The organism is Sporocytophaga myxococcoides (assembly GCF_000775915.1).
GTDB classification, from domain to species: Bacteria; Bacteroidota; Bacteroidia; order Cytophagales; family Cytophagaceae; genus Sporocytophaga; species Sporocytophaga myxococcoides_A.
The window spans coordinates 58434-77724 of the sequence record NZ_BBLT01000009.1 but is presented as its reverse complement, the minus strand read 5'-3'; the positions used below and the strand labels follow the sequence as shown (position 1 = coordinate 77724).

The 19291-nt window shown below is 35.2% G+C and carries 16 protein-coding genes; 4 read left to right on the top strand and 12 right to left on the bottom strand.

Annotated elements, in window-relative coordinates; translation table 11 throughout:
- Nucleotides 1-24: 24 nt before the first annotated feature.
- The 11 genes from MYP_RS18930 to MYP_RS18880 form a co-directional block, all read right to left on the bottom strand.
- Complete coding sequence (locus MYP_RS18930; RefSeq protein ID WP_045467065.1) at nt 25-381, bottom strand: hypothetical protein; 357 nt, start codon at nt 379-381, stop codon at nt 25-27.
- A 220-nt stretch (nt 382-601) separates the two neighbouring features.
- Nucleotides 602-1570, bottom strand: a complete 969-nt coding sequence (locus MYP_RS18925; protein WP_045467063.1) for a lytic transglycosylase domain-containing protein — start codon at nt 1568-1570, stop codon at nt 602-604.
- Nucleotides 1571-1764: 194 nt separating this feature from the next.
- On the bottom strand, nt 1765-2247 hold the full coding sequence (locus tag MYP_RS18920) for a DUF4126 family protein (protein ID WP_045467060.1): 483 nt from the start codon (nt 2245-2247) through the stop codon (nt 1765-1767).
- 111 nt (nt 2248-2358) lie between these two features.
- Nucleotides 2359-3429 (bottom strand): DUF748 domain-containing protein, encoded by a 1071-nt coding sequence (locus MYP_RS18915; protein WP_045467057.1) that lies wholly within the window; start codon nt 3427-3429, stop codon nt 2359-2361.
- 119 nt (nt 3430-3548) lie between these two features.
- Nucleotides 3549-4379 carry a prolipoprotein diacylglyceryl transferase gene (lgt, locus tag MYP_RS18910; RefSeq protein WP_045467055.1) on the bottom strand — a complete coding sequence of 277 codons (831 nt, stop codon included), beginning with the start codon at nt 4377-4379 and terminating at the stop codon, nt 3549-3551.
- 157 nt (nt 4380-4536) lie between these two features.
- Nucleotides 4537-5829, bottom strand: coding sequence for a hypothetical protein (locus MYP_RS18905; RefSeq protein WP_045467052.1), 1293 nt, complete (start codon nt 5827-5829; stop codon nt 4537-4539).
- Nucleotides 5795-6832, bottom strand: a complete 1038-nt coding sequence (locus MYP_RS18900) for a FecR family protein (protein WP_045467049.1) — start codon at nt 6830-6832, stop codon at nt 5795-5797. The genes MYP_RS18905 and MYP_RS18900 overlap by 35 nt, the downstream gene beginning before the upstream one ends.
- Nucleotides 6833-7408 (bottom strand): RNA polymerase sigma factor, encoded by a 576-nt coding sequence (locus tag MYP_RS18895; RefSeq protein ID WP_045467347.1) that lies wholly within the window; start codon nt 7406-7408, stop codon nt 6833-6835. It abuts the gene before it with no gap.
- Nucleotides 7409-7632: 224 nt separating this feature from the next.
- Nucleotides 7633-8676, bottom strand: a complete 1044-nt coding sequence (locus MYP_RS18890) for a PorP/SprF family type IX secretion system membrane protein (RefSeq protein WP_045467048.1) — start codon at nt 8674-8676, stop codon at nt 7633-7635.
- 4 nt (nt 8677-8680) lie between these two features.
- Nucleotides 8681-8989 carry a hypothetical protein gene (locus tag MYP_RS18885; RefSeq protein ID WP_045467047.1) on the bottom strand — a complete coding sequence of 103 codons (309 nt, stop codon included), beginning with the start codon at nt 8987-8989 and terminating at the stop codon, nt 8681-8683.
- Nucleotides 8990-8995: 6 nt separating this feature from the next.
- Nucleotides 8996-12799: a T9SS C-terminal target domain-containing protein gene (locus tag MYP_RS18880; RefSeq protein ID WP_045467044.1), complete on the bottom strand. Its 3804-nt coding sequence runs from the start codon at nt 12797-12799 to the stop codon at nt 8996-8998.
- A 425-nt stretch (nt 12800-13224) separates the two neighbouring features.
- Here MYP_RS18880 and MYP_RS18875 point away from each other — a divergent pair, with 425 nt between their 5' ends.
- From MYP_RS18875 to MYP_RS18860, 4 genes are all read left to right on the top strand, one after another.
- On the top strand, nt 13225-13572 hold the full coding sequence (locus MYP_RS18875) for a PadR family transcriptional regulator (RefSeq protein ID WP_045467042.1): 348 nt from the start codon (nt 13225-13227) through the stop codon (nt 13570-13572).
- 40 nt (nt 13573-13612) lie between these two features.
- A complete protein-coding gene (locus MYP_RS18870) occupies nt 13613-15634 on the top strand; it encodes a PspC domain-containing protein (protein WP_052430347.1) in 2022 nt (673 codons plus the stop codon).
- A gap of 157 nt (nt 15635-15791) precedes the next feature.
- Nucleotides 15792-17147 carry a hypothetical protein gene (locus tag MYP_RS18865; RefSeq protein WP_045467039.1) on the top strand — a complete coding sequence of 452 codons (1356 nt, stop codon included), beginning with the start codon at nt 15792-15794 and terminating at the stop codon, nt 17145-17147.
- A gap of 133 nt (nt 17148-17280) precedes the next feature.
- The gene (locus MYP_RS18860) at nt 17281-17970 is read left to right on the top strand and encodes a hypothetical protein (protein WP_156140735.1); all 690 of its coding nucleotides are present in this window, start codon (nt 17281-17283) and stop codon (nt 17968-17970) included.
- Nucleotides 17971-18010: 40 nt separating this feature from the next.
- On the opposite strand, the gene MYP_RS18855 is transcribed toward MYP_RS18860, so the two are convergent.
- A complete protein-coding gene (locus tag MYP_RS18855) occupies nt 18011-18622 on the bottom strand; it encodes a sigma-70 family RNA polymerase sigma factor (protein ID WP_045467033.1) in 612 nt (203 codons plus the stop codon).
- Between the last annotated feature and the right edge of the window lie 669 nt (nt 18623-19291).

The following is a 19291-nucleotide window of genomic DNA, read 5'->3' as shown; positions in this document are numbered from 1 at the left end:
GCTGTTGCTCTATTCCGTTGCTAATTATTGTAGCAGCGGAATAAGATGTATCACAGCAATGGCAATACTTACAAGGAGGTTAAGAGTAAAAACTCCCACTATATACCGCATTGGTAAGATTGAAATATTGCTTACAAGCACTGCAAATGTAAACAAAGCGAATATAAGCACACTTATGTCAGAAAATGCAGCATTAAAATAAGCTATTAATAACAATAACGGAGGCGCAACAATACAACCCTGAATGATTATAAGTGCCCCGGCAATGGGGAATCTGTAATTTTCAAGAGAATCACACCATTTCTCTATTTTTGACCAGGTAGAAACATTTGCATCATTGGTTAAAATCTGACTGGTATATGATTTTGTTATAGTTCCCATAAGTTTTTGTTTATGTTTATAATACAAATGTATTCTAGCTCTATAAGATTAATAATGACATAAGTTACCCTGAAAGATGATTTTTGTCAGCATTTGATACTTAGGGAAGTTGAAATTGGAAGGACCGGTAACCGGACTACAAATTAAATGAAAAAATAACAGAGTGGTTTTGTGGATTCCTCGTATTCAGAAATCCACAGAACCACAAATTACAATCATATTATTGTTTGCCTTGAACTATCTTCTGTTGAGGAATTCTTATTTCATAGCTTTCTTTTTTCTTAATCCTAAGTTTAAAATTATCGGTATTGTTAAACCATGGATTTAATTGTCTCAGTTCTTTGTAGGTTGTGTTGTTCTTTTTGGCAAAATCTACAAGGTTATCTATATCATTGTTAACTGTAATGGTATAGAATTGAAATGGCTCATATTTTTCAGTATGAGGAACAAAATATCCATAAGTTTCAGGATTTTCCAGAATTAGTTTTAAAGCAAGTATCCGATAGACATATCTTGAGGTTTCTGAATTGAGGTGCAGGTCAAAGAAATTATCAACTTTCTGACTTTTCAGCCTGTTTTTGATACCTTTCATTCCCACATTATAGGAGGCAGCAGTAAGTACCCAGTTATTAAGATTGGAATAGGCCCATTTTAAATATTTGCAGGCGGCTTCTGTAGCAAGTTTAGGATCTCTCCTCATATCGACATCCTGATTCATTTTGAGATCATAATCCTTGGCTGTTTTTTCCATAATCTGCCACATCCCCATTGCTCCTGCATAGGAGGCAGCATTATTGTTAAACTCACTTTCTATTACAGCAAGGTACAGAAAATCAGGGTGTACTCCGGATTTTTGAAGAATTTCAGTTACAAATGGTCTCCATCGTTCTACATTCTTGATAACGAGCAGAGTGTGAGTCTGACGAAATGTGTTTACCATCAGTTCATACTCTAAGGCTTCTCTTACATCGGTTCTTTGAATGGGAATAGTTTCTCCTGCAAATGTTACTACATCCGGCATTGGCACAGAGGTAATGCGCTGGATAGGTATACTAATGCTATTCGCACTCCCGATAGCGTCATCTGCCTTACCCTCATTGTTTACTGATAGGTTTTGTTCTGGGGCATTCCCTGATTTACAGGCCAGTAAAAACAGTGATAGTAAGGGAATAAGTAACGACTTTTTCATGCTTTTTGAACCGATTGAATTTTTATTGTTTAGTCAGTAACGAAATTCTTAATGGAAGGATAAAATTATTTAACTAAAATTAAAAAAGAATTAATAAATGGCCTGATTGCAAATTCCTTTGTGAATTTCTGAAAAAAATAAGATTTAAAAAACTCTTTAAAAATTGAATAATAAGGAAGGGGGAGGACTGATTCCTAAGAGTTAATCAGTCGTGCTCCTGTGCCTATTGCAATCGTATCTTCTATACCTCCAATTATAGTATCTTCAATTTTATAACCTTCTGCAAAATATTTCCTCGCATAAAAGCTGGCGTAAGTCATTGCTAATGCTGATAGTCCACCAAGCAGCAATCCGGTTGATCTTTTTTGTTTATATGCCTGAAATATTGTAGCGCCTACTAATGCCCCGGAGATAATTCTTGTTATTAACTGAGGGGCAGATGTTCTATTAGGTGTAGATGGTAATTTATCCCCTACAATTTCTCCAGCACTTATAATTTTGGTAATAACATTGCTGGCTGGTAATTGAAGAAATGCCAGACCAGAATTTAAAGAGCCTCTGAATGATTTTTTAGTCAAAAGGTGTGATGCCAGAGAGGGGGCAAATGTAGCTCTCATTCCTGCAATTGCACCGAGTCCCAAAGCTAGTTTTATTGCTTTTTTTTTATTCCTTTTCATAAATTCTCTTAGCCGATAATTAATCAATTCATCTACTCTATTCTTTTAACATGAACTGAAAAATTAAAGTTTTTTAATGGATATTGATGTTTGGTACCAATACTCCAACTCTTATTTTTTCTGTTTTTCAGTATCTTTCATGTTAATGGTATTGTCTATATTGGGCAATAATACTTCAATAAAGGCATTGCTGATAAGATTACTTATAACAGGCCAGATCTGAATATCCGGATTTTTTAGTTGACCGGAAAAAGGAACTTTGGTTGCTACGCGATCTTTGGGATGGTTTTTAAATATCTCAGCTAATCCCTCAATCGCTGCTTCATATAAGAATCGAAGAGGTCCTGGCTTTTCTTCCTTTGGTTTTAGTACATTCAGATTTTCAATAAGGGGTTTTACATATCCTTTAATACCTCCGTCTTTACCTGCAGCTTCTATATAAAGACCGACTGTGCCTTCCTGAACATCAAAGTTACCATAGGCTTTAAAAAAATCGTTTAATTCTGTTGCAGGAAGTTTTTCCATTTTTGCATCCATGTTGAAATACGGACTATCTGCATAAGGATCAAATTCTAAAGTAAAACTGAAATGACCTGTTTTCATAACTTTGCCTGTTGCTGTTATATTTGCCACAAGCGTCTTGGAAAGCTTTTCGCTGTTGGTAAGGTTATTGGCAACTGTATGTACAGACTGCAGGTATAAATTGATATCAGGACTGGCAGAGTAATCTCTATAGTGGATTTCACCATTTAATACTTCAAAACGGTTAATTTTTAGCGGGAATAATTTCTTTACAGGTTCTCTCCAGTCATTGTTCCCACCGTTTTGACTTGTTCCTTTGGAACCATTTACAAAATTGAGTGCACTGTTATAAATGATTACTTCTCCGACTAATGCTCCTTTAAACAGAGCTTTCCACTGTATTGAAAGGTCAGTTTTTTTTGCAAGAAAAAAAGGGACGTATGATTTGCCTTCTGTCTTCTCTATATTGAGGTGGTGAATGGTATATGCTCCTCTTATAAGATGAATGTCAATGTTTTCAACATGTCCCTTATATCCATTAAGCTCAGAAAGTGTATTATTTACATATTTTAAAACAATGTAAGGAAGCGCCAATCTGAATGCAACCAATATTCCAAGCAGTATCACGCCGATCTTCAAATACAATTTCTTTTTCTTCATTGCTTTGGTTATGAATGTTAAAAAAGAACAGAAGGAGTATGGGGATTGTTTAGCTATATAAGGGAGAAATTAATTTTTAATAAGGATGAACTTATTAAAATGGTCTGAATATTAGTTGTTTAATTTGAAGGTGTTTCATTATTTTTGAATGTTGAATTTCTTTCCTTTTTTTTGAAGGTATGACATAAAACATAAAATCCAGCCAGAACCAGAGGAATACTTAATATTTGTCCCATATTAAGACTTAAACTGTCTTCAAACGTTTCCTGATTTTCTTTTAGAAATTCAACCAAAAACCTTTGCCCAAATAGGGCAATCAGGAAAATACCGAAAATCATTCCGTTGTACATTTCATGACGTCGGTTCTTCCAGATAAAAAACAATATCAGAAAGAGGATAAAGCAAAAGATTGCTTCATACAATTGACCAGGATGTCTGGGTATGTTATCTACCTGCTTGAATATAAATGCCCAAGGAACATCAGTAGGTTTTCCTGTTATTTCTGAATTAATAAGATTTCCCATACGAATGCATCCACCTGTCAGTGCAACTACAATTACAAGCCTGTCAAGCATCCAGAGGTAATTATAATTTTTGTTCTTGCAGAAAAGGTACAGACCGGTTAAAATTCCGGCAGCACCGCCATGACTCGCAAGTCCAGCATATGGAGGCAGGATAATCTGAAGTGGATTTTCTATAAATGCATATGGTTCATAAAACAGGAAATGCCCGAATCTCGCACCGATAATGCTTGAAATAAAAATATATATGGTCAATGATTCAACATCCTCCTCAGGCTTGTTATCCTTCCTGAAAAAATGGAACATAATCTGTTGGCTTAGAAGAAATCCTAATAGCCATGTGACTCCATACCATCTCAAGGGCCAGTCGATTCCGGGAATAGTAAAGATGTCAGGATTAGGATTCCAAATTATATAATCTAAAAGCATAAAAGAAAAAGTAATGATAAAGATGGCTAATTAGCTATATTTTAGTTCTTATCAAAGATATAATCTTAATTGATTTGAAATAAAGAATAGCTGTAAGGAACTTTAGTTGGATATAAAGAGTAGAAGGGTAGAAAAAGCTTATTACATATTTATCCTTTTACCGTTTTCCATAAATATTAAATCTATAATATAATCCAACTCTGTAAACCATTGAATTAATATTTAATTTAAAAAGTGAATTTTCATATATAGGATTTAAAGAATGCATATATGTTAATCCTCCTGTGAGGACAATGTTATTTTTCAATTTATAGCCAATTGAAATATCTGCGAATAATGAAGTTGTCAAGTTTTTGAAATTGTCAGAATAATCCTTTGTTCCAGTAGAGTCGTTGTAATATTTTTTAAGTTTGTTTTTCATGGACTCATTTCCACTGATAAAATTAAAGCAAACTCCACCTCCAATGCCTCCCCAAAGATTCTTCCTGAATTTGCTGTACATAAAAGAAACCGGAATAGAAAAGAAGGAATACCTTTCTGTAACAAATACATTAGTGCTTTCAAAGGGTGAAGGAGAAGAAGGTGGTGTTTTAGATGGTCCTTTTTTTAAGTCTCTGAATGAATTCTGAATTGTAACTTTCTGAATTCTTAATCCTGTTCCGAACATAAATCCTTTTATAGATATACCGAAAAGGAATGTTGGAAGTATGTTGTTTTCCGACCTGTTATTCCAGTCCAGGTCTTCCTTCCAATTAAGCTGAGAATTACTTTTGTATTTCAGATAATTTTTCTGTAAACCTAAGTCGATTGCTACGAAATATCTCAAATTCTCCTGCTTGTATGAAGGAGGATTTTTCTCTCTTTTATTTAATGTATCCGAATCAATAGATTTCTTCTGCCTGTGATAGCGAGCAGACCATCGTAATTCTTTTCTGTATATTCGATTAAGAATTATTCTATCTTTCCTGGAAAGCATAGTTGAATATGATGAAGAATATATAGGCTTAAGCTTTTCGTTTTGTTCGGTTATTTTTACCTCAGTGGAATCAGAAAGTACCGATGATTCACGTGAGTTTGATTCATCTTTGTATACAGCAACTATTCTCCCGATGAGGACATAATTAAACCCTGTGTTTTTAAATATGACAGAAAACAGATCAAAGAGTTTTATATCATTATAGTTGCAGGGAGAAATCATAATATCAGCAATACTGCTGTTCGAAAATGAAAATTTTATGGAGTTTTCCGCATTGATTTTATTCAAAGCATCTGATAAATTGCCTCCGTTCCATGAAAAATTAACCGATCTTTCCAAAGTGGATTCGGACAATTTATTGAGATATTGGGTGTCCTCAGAATGATTTTGACAAACTGCAGCAAAAGAAATAAAAAAAATGGCCAGGAAGGTACTTAATTTATTTACAACCTTCTCCAGAAATATAAATCTCATCCTTTCTTTTTTCTACCTTATACGATGTTGTAATTTTTAGGATTTGAATAGCTTCATCCAGGCTAAGCTGAGTAAAGTCACCCGTAAAGGTACATTTTGAAATTGATTTGGCAATGGATATTTTCTGGTTATATTGTCTTGACATGAGTTCAGCTACATCTTCTATTGTTGAATTTTTGAAGTTCAGGATACCCAATTTCCAGAAAATAAAATTATCAGGATTAACCTTAGCTAATTCAGTTTCACCTTCTTCATAAATTTTTAACTGTTCTCCCGCTTTTACTTCAATTCCTTGTCCCATATTTTGGGGATATATTCTAACAATGCCTTCAGTAACAGAAATTTCTTTGAAATTTTCATCCTTCATATTCCGAATGTTGAATTTGGTGCCTACCACAAGAAGATAATGCTTGTCAAAGTGGATGGTAAACGGCCTGGATTTATCCGGTTCAATTTCGAAATACACTTCTCCTTGGATGGATAAACTTCTTTCGTTTTTAAAATTATCCTTTAATGCTACGGATGCTGTTTTATTCAATGTGAGTTGAGAGCCATCCGGTAAAGTATATTCAAGTACTTTTTCTTCGGAAGAAATCAGAGAAGTAGCTTCTGTTGATGCTGTTCTATTCGTTATATTTGATTTGATGGGTAGTTTTTCCTCTGTAGGAGAATTTCCAATTTTATTAACATCTTTTATACTATCGACTATTGGTGAATCTCTCTTTACTTGCTGGGTCTTGTTTGCCAATATAGGAGTCGTCGGTTGATTATCTTTTAAATAAAGAATACTTATCAGGAGGCCTATGAACAATGCTGCTGCTGCTGTCAACCAAATTGCCGGATGAATTTTTCTAACTATGTTTTTTTCTTTAGCCTCATCTGATTCAATATCACTTATTATTTTTGACCATAATTCTTCTTCATGGTTTTTGTACACAGGACTATCGTCCATCTTATTTTTTATTCGATCCTTGAAAGAATCTTTGTTTGCAAACTCTTTCATTTAGCTTACAGTAGTATCTTTATTAAGAAGATTGGTTTTATTGTTATTTCGAAGCCCGGCTAATACTTTTTTTATGTATTTACGAGCCTTTGAAAACTGAGAACGAGAGCTTCCTTCTGAAATTCCCAGCATTTGAGCTATTTCCTTATGAGAATAATCTTCCAATACGTAAAGGTTCATGACAAGTCTGTATCCGTCCGGAAGATTTTGAAAAATTGATAAAAGTAAGGATGGTTCTATTTCGTCAATATCTTTGGCTTCTTCAATTCCAAGGTCTTCTTCTTCAACTTTCTCAATGTTATCAAGCTGATAATCTCTTTTATGTTTATCATAATGATTTAGTGCAGTATTGATCACTATCCGCTTGATCCAGCCTTCAAAGGAGCCCTGAAATTTATAAGTGTTAAGGTTATGATAAATTTTTACAAATGCTTCCTGCAGAATGTCTTCTGCTTCGAAGTCCGTTCTTGCATATCTTAATGCAACTGGTCTCAGCTTCGGCACAAAAAAATCAAATATTGTTCTGAAAGCTTTTTTATCACCTCCAGCCGCAGCTGTTATTATTGATCTATCCATAAATGCACTTTGCCATAATATGCAAGAGATTTTAAGTAACCCAATATTGAATATAAGCAAGTTTCATGAGAATAACAAAATTAAACCTTTAAAACATCTAATGAATAATATGAAAGAAAATGGTTTATAAAAAAGATATCTGTACCAATAGTCAGATTAAGTTCAGCTTCTTACTTCAATAATAAAGATACCTTTTTTTATTAATCTATACGTTTGATTATGATTTACTGATAGAAATGCGGACAAGGTATTTTCTTTATGATCTTCTTTCGTTTTCTGGTCAATTCATAAAGATATGTTATATTAAGTTCATGAGATCCTCCAGTATGGGCAGGGGCAAGTTTGGAAACAGTATGGTCAAAACTATAACTTATACTAAGTCCGTTTACTCTCCACCCAGCAAGTATTACCATCGATTCATTATTTTGCAATTGCCATCTGTAATGCTTAAGCAGCGGTATTCCCCGATACCATAGTCCGGTGATCAAGTGATCGTATAAAAAGTATACTCCAAGATCTATCTGGTCGGATTTGCCCTGGGATTTATAATGTGCGGTAGGAGTGATGTAAATGTCTCTTCCCTGATTAATCTCTTTATTTACATTTCTCGTTTCAATATCTAAACGATAACCTGCTATAAAATCAAGTTTATATGGGAGTCGGCTGTCTTCACCATAAAAGGATTGATTAGGTCTGTTCATATGTGCATAGGTAGCTCCAATCCAGTAATGGTCAGAGTAGAAGATGCCACCTGAACTGAAATCCAGGTATTGAACCTGGTCATTCTGGAAAGGTTGACTGGTTTGTTTTCCGAGGTATCCGTAAGAGTCATATTGATCAGGAAAGTATAATCCGGAGTAATCTATGTATCGTGAAACATAACTTGTCTGAATTCCTGCACGAAAGGAATGTTGTTGCGTGAGGTGCAGTTCGTATGCATATTGAAAAGCTGCTTCGGTAGAGGCTATAGTACTTGCTCCTTGCCAGTCTTTATAAACCATAAATCCAACTCCACTATTTGCTTTATTGAAATAATTATCAATAGAAAAATGAGATGTAATATACTTAGCATTCAATGCTGGCCATTGTACGCGCTGATGATAGATGCCTCTGAGAGCATGTGCATTTCCTGCAAATGCTGGGTTTAAATACAATACATTGGCATAAAACTGAGAATATTGAATATCCTGAGAGCTGCAGTAATTCAGATTAAACATCCAGCACAGCAAAAGTATATATAACGAACGAATAGATCCCCCCAATATCATATACTTAATAAAATTTGAAATTCCCCTTGTGTTTCTTAACCTGTGCTACCTTGCTTGTTCTTTTATTAGCTTCATTTAGTTCCTTTTGTTGTTTCTCTTGTCGTTTCCGGTCTTTTTTTTCAGTACTCTCCCGGTTATCAATGTTTTCCTGGGTAAGCTCAATAGCCTGCTTAGCAAGATAATCACTTGCTTTAATAGTATGCCTGCTTAGTCGGTTTTTCCTGTCTTTCCGATACCTTTCTCTTTGGCATGAGCCGAACGAGAGGCTTACCAATAAAATAAGGATAAGTGGTAATCTTACTCTCTGATGCATTTTTTACTATCTGACAACTGTAACACTTCCTTCTAATTTATAAGGACCTCTATATTCCTCAGAGTCTCCCTCGTAGGTTATAATCCATGCATAAACTCCAACAGGCATAGGTTCATCCCTATATACTCCATCCCAGTGGTGATCCGGGCTTCTTGATTCGAATATAATTTCACCCCATCGATTAAAAATTAACATCTGAAATTTTCCAACATGCGCACTGTACAGATTATATCGATCATTTATTCCATCGCTATCAGGGCTAAACGCATTCCCGATAAAAAGCCTTGGAGGACATACTTCTCTCACGTTTACAAGTTCTGTTGCAGAACAATTATTCTCGTCCGTTACAGTAACTTTATAGGTGCCCGGTGCATTAACAAATAAGAACTGTGAAGTATCTCCTGATGGTTGCCACAAATATTTTCTACCTGCACCAGCATTTAATATTCTTTGTGCATTAACTTCTGTTTCCCTGCAAATCTTTTGGTCTGGCCCCAGGTCCACTGTCGGAGCTTTATAAACTTTGACAATGTCTGGGATAGTTAACTGATTAGAACAACCTTGATTGGAGGTTACCTTTAGCGTTACCTTGTAGCTTCCCGGTTGCTTGTAACAATGAGTGGGATTTTGTATAATGGAGGTATTAGCCGGGCTGGTTGGATCTCCGAAATCCCATGACCAGCTTTGAATAAAGCCATTGGAAATAGAAGAAGAATCTTTTAAGTCCACACAAACAGCTTCACAACCTTGTTTAAATTCACCGAAATTTACAATTGGTTTTGGATATACTTCTACAGGTTTTATAATGGTATCCTTACAACCCAGATCGGTGGTAACAATTAATTGTGTATTGAATATGCCGGTCGAATCGTAAAGATGATCTGTTTTTTTTTCTGTAGAAGAATTTCTGCTTCCGGCAATATAATTACCAAAGTTCCATTCTCTGCTTATAATTTCTCCATAGGATACAGTTGAGTTGTCTGTGAATTCAGTAATATTTCCAATACAAGTATTATTAAAATTAAAATCAGCAACAGGCTGTGGTGGAACGCTTAAAAGTATGTTTTCAAAATATTGACAATTATGAATATCTGTAACAGTTACAGTGTAGGTTCCTGGAGATAAGGCGGTTGCTGTCACTGTTGTTTGTTCAGGTACTGTATTCCATTGATACGAATAGGGGGGAATGCCTCCTGTTGCAGAAACAGTGGCACTCCCTTTTGAAATGCAGGTAGGATTAGACCTCTGCATTGAAACTGATATTGGCGAAGGCTCTTCAATTGTTATAGTTGATGATATGGTGCAGCCATTCGCATCGGTTACGCTAACGGTGTAGGAGCCAGCTTGAAGATTGGAGGCCTGAGGTGTGTTTTGGACAGGTGCTGTATTCCATTGATAGGTATAGAAAGGCGTTCCTCCTGTTGGTGTTACTTCAGCATAGCCATCCGATCCTCCGTTACATCTTACATTCTGAATCGTAGTACTTAATGTCATCAGATGCAAGGCCTCGATTGATGCAGGTACTGAAGTCGTACATCCTTTTGCATCAGTAATAGTTGCGATATAGTTTCCTGAAGAGAGATTTGTTGCCTGGGCAGAGGTTTGTATAGGATTCGTATTCCAACTATAGGTATAAGAAGGTGTTCCACCGGAAACACTAACTACAGCCGAACCATCTTCGCTGTTGCAGGTTGCTTTATTGGTAACTACTGTTGCATTAAGTACAGGCGGCTCTGTGATTGTTACAGAAGCAACAGCTGAACATCCAGCTATATCTTTAATTATGACCGCATAATTTCCGGCTGATAATCCCGTTGCTTCTGCCGTTGTTTGTGCAGGATTAGTATTCCAATGATAGGAGTATTCCGGAATACCCCCGGTAATACTAACAACAGCAGATCCATCAGTGCTTCCAAAGCAACTTACATTGCTGGTTTCAGTGGAAGGAATCATGGATGGACTGATGGTTACTCTTGCTGTATCATTTGATGAGCAACCATTTAATGTACCTGTGACAATATAATTTACACTGACTGACGGTTTTACTGTGATGGAAGCGGTGGTAGCACCGTTTGACCAGGAGTATGAAGTTCCTCCTGAAGCTATTAACAATAGAGATTGTCCCTGACAAATAGTATCCGAATTTACCTTTACATCAGGAAGAGACTTCACAGTCACCAGTTTTTTTATGGTATCAGCGCAGCTCGGATCTGTTCCGGAAATAAGCGTAACGGTATAATCACCAGAGGCCGTAAAGATGTGAGAAGGGTTTTTTAGTGAAGAGGTATTATTAGGTCCTGATGAAGGATCTCCAAAATGCCATTGCCAAAAGGTTGAATTGGAAGATTGATTAGTAAAACTGGTGGCTTGTCCAGCGCAAACAACAGTACTAGAAAATTGTGCAACAGGCTTTGGACCTACAATAACTCTTACAGTATCTATAGCTATGCAGGTATTGGAAACTTTTAAAGTATATGTTGTTGTAACAGCTGGACTGGCAATAGGATTAGGACATGTTGTACAACTTAGTCCGGTCGGAGGAGACCATAGAAAGGTGGAACCAGGAGGGCCTGATTGAGTACAGCCTAACTGAACATCTCCTTTACAGCTTAACACATGGCTCGCAGGACCAGCATTAGCCCAGACTCCATGCGTGTTCCCGCTGGGGATCAGAGCTGCGTTGAGATATAATCGCAAAGCATTAACATTAGTAAGATTGGTCAGATTTGGAGTTGTATTATTCTTTCCTCCGCTTTTTGAATAATCATGTCCTCCAATATAAAATACGTTTCCACCAGGAGCAGAGGGAGCAATAAGGTGAGCCCCTGTTGCCGTGACAGTATCAGAACCTAAATAATTTATTACAGGGTAGGTATATGATCTCCACTGGGATCCTGGTTTGAGCATCCAGTTGTCCACCGAACCTCCTGAGTTTTCCGTTGTTGGGCCGTGGATCTGAGCAAAAGACATATTAGAGTTTGGGTAGTGATGATTAACCTTTGTATTGATTGTAATAACTCCGGATGTCGTTTGATAAAATCCTTTGTTTTCGTAAGCTTCTATTGCATGGCATTGTGCAAGGAAGTTACCTCCACTCAGGACAAAAGCTCGTACACCATCAATCATTGCCTGACTAACATCTGAATCATCTGCATGTGGTTCTGAAGCAAAGGTATAGCAGTTTTTCAGCTCTTCAATATGTGCTGCATCCATAATGTCGTAATTGCCAATGCCTGCAGCGTCTAATATTTTTGTATGTATTTGCTGGTTACCACCATTGTTAAAAACTGCTATTTTTGGTCGATGAGTGATTGTGTATCTTACATCTGCGCTAGCATTATTAATTAATTTGTATACAACAACATTATTTCCAAACGCATTAATAATTTCAGTTGTGGTTTCGCCACAAGGTAAAGTGGTATCAGGAACTATAAATGGTCCTCCTCTGAAATCAATGGTGGTTGCCGCTGAGAAACCAGGTGTTATCCTTTCTGCAAAACCAGTGAAATCGATATCGTCTCTCTGTTTATCTGATTTTATAACCCATTTAACAGGTATCCCATTCTGAAGAAAGGCATTTATTAATCCGTAAGCCTTCAAGTTAAATGGCGCTTGTCCTGCTGGTACAATAGATTGATAAATATTATCCATGGGAATAACAAAACTTCCCGCAGGTACTGTTTGAATATTAGGTGAAGGACCCGGTAGATCTTTTTGAGCAAATGATTTGATCTGAATTAGTATAAATACGCAAATGAATATCCTTTTATATGCATCAAATGAAGCATATGGAAATGCGGTTTTTTCCATACTAAACTGTTTATAATTATCGGGTTTTAAATATTTATTAAAGCCAAAATGCGTCCTTCTTCAATAAAGTGGACAGGAGGATTTTTTTAAACGTAGCCTGATAGAAAAGAAAATTTAAATTTTATTGTAATTGAGCTGATTACATTTTGCAGATCTAAAAATGACAGGGTATTAAGAGTATTTTGTTGTCATTTGCGTACTCTTCTAATTTTTCTTTATATAAGAGGTATTTGATGAAAATTGAAACCTAATTCATTATTTGATTTTTTTTGAGTTATTAAATGTTTGATTTTTAATTGGTTGCAATTTTTAAATACCTTTTATTAAACATTACTTTAAAAAATAAGGTACTATGTATTGTATAGTACTTGATAAGTTTTACCTTTGGGTCTAAATAATTATCATAAAAACCAAAACGGATATTTATGAATATTGAAAATACGCAGAGTCAGATGCGGAAAGGGATTTTAGAATTCTGCATTCTTTCAATAATTCGAAGAGGGGAAGCCTATCCCAGTGATATAGTTGAAGAAATGAAAGTTGCGAATTTGCAGATTCTGGAAGGGACGCTTTATCCTTTGCTTACCAGATTGAAAAATGCGGATATGCTAACCTACAGATGGGTAGAAAGCACTTCAGGACCTCCTCGGAAGTACTTTTCTCTGACTGAAAAGGGAGAAAATTTTTATAAAGAGTTAGAGCAAACCTGGAATGAATTGTCAAACGGTGTCAATACTCTTACGAATAAACCAAACCAATCATCAAACCAATAATGTCCGCTATAAACAGGCATTTAACCTAAAGAAGTCAGATATGAAAAAGATCATCAACATAAATCTCAGTGGAAGAGTGATAATGATTGAAGATTCGGCTTATGAAAAACTTAAGGCTTACATAGATAGTCTTCGTCAATATTTCTCCAAAGAAGAAGGAGTAGATGAAATAATCAACGATATAGAAAGCAGAATTGCAGAGCTGATGAATGACAAAATTCGTAAAGGAGCTGCTGCTATCACAGATGCTCATATAGAGGAGATATCGATTCATATGGGAAGGCCAGAAGACCTGGCGGCTGAAGAGGCGAATGAATATGAACCTTTTTCGAAACTAAACACAGAACACTCCTATACCAAAGCTTCTGATTCAACAGTAAAGAAAAAAGAACGTTTGTATCGTGATAGGAGTGATAAATTTCTTGGAGGGGTATGTAGCGGAATTGCTGAGTACTTTGGTATGGACCCTGCAATAGTAAGGATTCTTTTTGTTATTGTCTCTCTGAGTGGGTTTGGATTCGGAGCATTTATATATATTCTGCTATGGATTATACTACCATCAAAAAGCCTTGAGAATCCAACAACAAAGAGACTATATCGAAACCCTGATGATAAAATGATTGCTGGTGTTGCTGGAGGACTTGCAGCTTATTTTGGACAAGAGACCAAAATATTCAGACTTATTTTTGCAGCACCGCTTATTATTGGAATTGTCATAACGCTTATCAGAGGGATTTTCTGGAGCTTGAGTTTTCCATTTTTCCCGGATTTCTTTTTCGGTTCTGCAGGCAGCACTTTTATTCTGGCATATTGCATCTTGTGGTTTGTTTTACCTGAAGCAAAGACAGATTACGAGAAAATGGAAATGCGTGGTGAAAAGATAGATGTTAACAAGATAGCCCAAAATATGAAAGAGAGAGTCCGTGAATGGGGGGAAGAAGTGAAAGATTCTGCGCAGGACTTACGTGATAAAGCAAAGAAATATGCAGATACAAGAGGACAAACATTTGCTTCAGAAGTGAATCAGGCTATGAGGCATAACCGCTCAGGTTTGTTTTACGTGTTGGGTACACTTGTAAAAGTATTCCTGTTGTTTACTTTAAGTATGATCGTTTTGGGTTTAGTTGTATCTCTTGCCGGAGTTGCAATTGGTGGATTTGCATGGTGGCCACTAAATAACTTCTTATGGACGGATGACTGGCAGAAATTATTTGCATTAGGGGCATTGAATTTCTTAGTCCTTATACCACTTATTGGTTTAATAACCTGGCTTATAAGACGTATTATGGGGATTCGATCACGTCATTCCTATTTAGGCTGGATATTCGGAATATTGTGGATTGCAGGATGGGTATCTCTAGTTTTATTTGGAATTAGCATGGCAAGAGAATTCAGGGAGTATGAAGGGACAGCTGAAACCTCTGTTGCTACTATAATGCCAAATGTTGATAGATTAACGCTGACTGTTTCAGATCCCAAATTATATTATGAAGGGAATTTCAGCTGGATGATGGATGAAGATGAATATGATAACGATTATGAAGGACAAGGATTTGATCTTTCTTCGGACACTTTAAAATTGTCCTGGGTAAACTTTAATATTGAAAAAAGCCTGGATTCCTTATATCATGTTTCTGTGAAAACCTATAGCTTTGGTTCCACTGAAGATGCTGCTATTGATAGAGCTGAAAATCTACAATATAAAGTGGTTGTTAAAGACAGTATCTTAAATCTGGCAAACGGTTATTCGATATCTAAAGAAGATAAATGGCGGGGACAGACAGTCGTAGTAAACATTCTGGTACCAGAAGGAAGGAAGATCCGTTTTGATGAATCGGTAAAAGGTAAATTATTTCCGGCTGTGGTAATGAATGATAAAAGACAAGTAAACAGAAAGTTTGGTTTTAAAGGCAGGAAAGGTGTATGCTGGAAAGCAGATGTTGATTATACTATGCAGGAGAATGGAAGGTTAATAGATAATGTAACCAATAATGAAATTGATTCTGACTGTCATAAAGGAAAGCATAGGAGAAAGGGAAAAAGAGATACTGTTGAGATGTAAAAGATCTGATATATTATATTTAAATTATTATAGGCTTATGCTCAAGGTGAATACAATGAGTATAAGTCTTTTCTGCAATATAAGCACTACTTCATCTTATTGAATATTTTGAGGTTTACTATAAAAAAACTTAAATTTACAGCAGCAGATCAACAGTATGAGGTTTTTTATTATATTTTTTTACATTGGATTTAGCTCCCTAAGTTCTTTTGCCCAAATCGATCCTTTACAGCAATTACTGACCTCCATCAAGAGCTTCACAGATGACGATAAGTTAAATGATTTTCTTCGCAGACAAAAACTGATTCCTCAAGATAAAGATGATGCTAGGAATTATTTTCATGTAAAAGAGATAAAGATTGATGTATTCAGGAAAAATCTTTTTGGAGATGCCAAAGATGAATTTATTATGCAACTTAGAGAGCCTGGTATCTATGCAGTAAATGTATTTTATTACGAACAACATCAATTAAAGAAGACACCTGGACAGATTATAGATCACCCCCATCAATTTGGATTTCCTGAGGGAAAATTTACCTTTTCTTTTGAAAATATTTTCTCAGAAAATGAATTTTCAATTGTGGCAAAACGGCCTTCTGGTTTTAATAGGACTGCTGACTTAACAGTTGAACTGTATAGAATTCATCAAGATACTATTCATAAGTTTTATGATTTCATAGAAAAACATTATTCCTATTCAGGACCTGTTTCACATGCTTCAAATTATAGCAATTCTATCAGGAGTACTTATTCATTTAATCTAGTTAAAAATATTTATCCTAAAGTATTAGTACAAAAGGTTACCTCTCACAGCATGATACAAGACGGATATGATGTAGGGCGAGAAGATAGTATTTCATATATTGAGCGTGTCTCTTTTGCTCAGGGAAAGCCAGTGATAGAGAAAACAAACTTACATAGCAAGACGAAATTATTTGTACTTTATTCTAAGGATTTAAAATATATTAATGATAATATAGTGTATGATACTAACACAACTTTATATCTAGGGGAATATTTTCTTTTTCACCAATTATTGAATCCCAAGTCAATACCTAAATTGGAAGAAGTTTATCTTTTGGTAAATCAGGAGAACGAAAAATTTCACGCATGCTCTTATGCATGGATAAAGAACAATCTTCTCTATGTAAAGTCTAAACCAAATGAAAGAGGAAATTCAAACATAATTACATATAAATTACGACCTCGAGTCTCAAGTATTCTAAAAAAGGACGTTGATCCAAAAATACTCTTCTATTTTTATAATGAAATAGGTGAAGGAGAGATATTCAATTCTCCTCAAGCCTCAAAAGTAAAAGATTCTAAATATACTGCTATGATTCAGTTTTCAGATACAACTCTTGTTTTTAATCCATATAGATATAAAGACAAGAAGATTTATCTGGAAATATCAGGGGACGAAAAAAGGGTGAGTATGCCTCTATCGCAAATTGCTGTTTATATTAAACCTGAGTTTCTTGTCAAATTTGAAAATGAAGCAGGTGATAAATAAATCATTAGTTTTTTTCCTTTATGACCATTGGTTTTTATATTTAAGACTATATTCTGGAGATAGTATAAGGACGAAGAAAAGTCATAATTGTGATCAATTTTACGATCTGATATTTAACTATATATTTAATAATATGAATAAATCACTGATTTTTTCATTTCTATTTTTAATGAGCTTTCATTTTTCATTCGGACAACTACCAGGGTCAAAAGGATTCAGGATATTTACAACTCCGACTCAATATATCTTCAAAGATTATCCAATAACCTTTGAAAAGATTCATAATAGACATACGTTTGGAATAACTGGTTCTTTCAGGTCTAGCACAAAAAGTGGTGGAGAAGCCAGGGCTACAGGAAGCGGAATGTTTGGAGGTTATTCGTCTGATAATATGAGAAATTATTTGTATAACGCATATACAATAATGCTGAACTCTAAGTTTTATCCAGGAAAAGGAAGAAGTTTTTTTGTTGAAGGTGTCCTTTTTTACCGACGATTCTGGTTTGACAATAAATATGTAAAGTTTGAGGATATGGGAGGAAAATATAGTTTTGAAGGAACGCGAACAGAAAGACAGAATCAATATGGCTTCAGGCTTCAGTGTGGTTTTACCTTTTATATTTTAAAATCTCGTAAAACACATCCGATTTTTGAAATTTATGCGGGTATGGGACCTTCTTATAAAGAAACAACATATATAACTGAGAATGGAATGATCAATGAGGCTTACTACGATTATAAGAAAGAATTCCGAACTTCCTGGAGCCCAATATTTAATGCCGGAGTAAAAGTAGGCTTTGAGTACTTGAAAAATGGTTTATAAATCTGGGTATTAAGTCATAAATATATGATCTAGTTTGAATTTACCTGATCATATCAAGCATTTCCATTACCTCACTATATACAATTTCACTGCGGTCAGTCGGGTAGATAAATAAATCTGGAAGATTCAGGCAGTCTATGCATAAACTATCATTCAGAAATGCTTTGGCCCTGATTAACCTGTCATTAACTTCCACTTCCGGTATTTCTAATGACAAGGCTACATTCTCTGCAGTCGCTCTTTCAACTTCTATCATTACATAGACAGATCTCAAAGTCCTTGGTAATCCGTCAACAGCTTTTTCCAGTATTGCCTGAAATCCGATGTTAGATACACCTATATCGGGAATATTTTGTTTCCTGAAGGCATTGAAAAAATCTTTGCTAAACCAGGTCGATTTATTAAGCCTCACTGAAATTATATTTAATAAAATTCTTGTTAGCCAAACAGAAAATTCGAAATCTCCTCTGTATTGAGAGAGTCTTAAAAATGCTTTAAGAAATGTTTCTTTTAGGATGTCATCCACATCCGCGTCATGCCTTGTAACTGACCTGGTAATACGGAAAAGCCTTTGATTATATTTTTCTATAATTAAACCAAAGAGTTTCTTTTCTCCATTACGGATTTTATCAATTAACTCAAGCTCCGTCATAGTTCTCCTTATACGTAGCTAATAAAAATATGTATCATATGTTCAGGTTTATTTGTCTTATTGTAAGTTCAGATTATATGGTATTACATAGTGATAAAACACAAGTGCTTCGTGCTCAGATGAATAAAATGTCAGTTTTAATAAATATTAATTTTGGTCTGCTTTTCTACCAGGTTTATGAACTGTTGAATTCTTAATAGTAGATAAAATTTTCTGGAGAGGAAATATCTATTTGTGCATGCATTTGAATTTTGTGGTGGTAGTATAATTTATTAATAGAAGGAAGATTATAACCGGATTTAGGAGGATAAAAAAAAATATTGTTATTAATCTCAACAAGTTATATTCAGGTGGTGGTATCCTTTTCATAAACCTTAAATAATAACCCTACTTTTCCTATAGAGTTATTGTATTTTATAGATTTCAAGGTAACTTTGTATTGAATTTATGCAGTAAATGCATTTTACAAAGAATAGGGAAGAGAGCAGGCCCTATCAACCTTTAGCAAAATGTTTTTCAAGTGCTAATCACCTGCCCATAAAGGGACTATAACTATTTAGGATTATGAACAAACGATGTAGAAGAACTGCGCAGAAGGTTGGATAAACCATTAAGGTTTTTCAACTTATTAATTTCAACCTTATTTAAAAATCTGAAATTCAAGAAGCT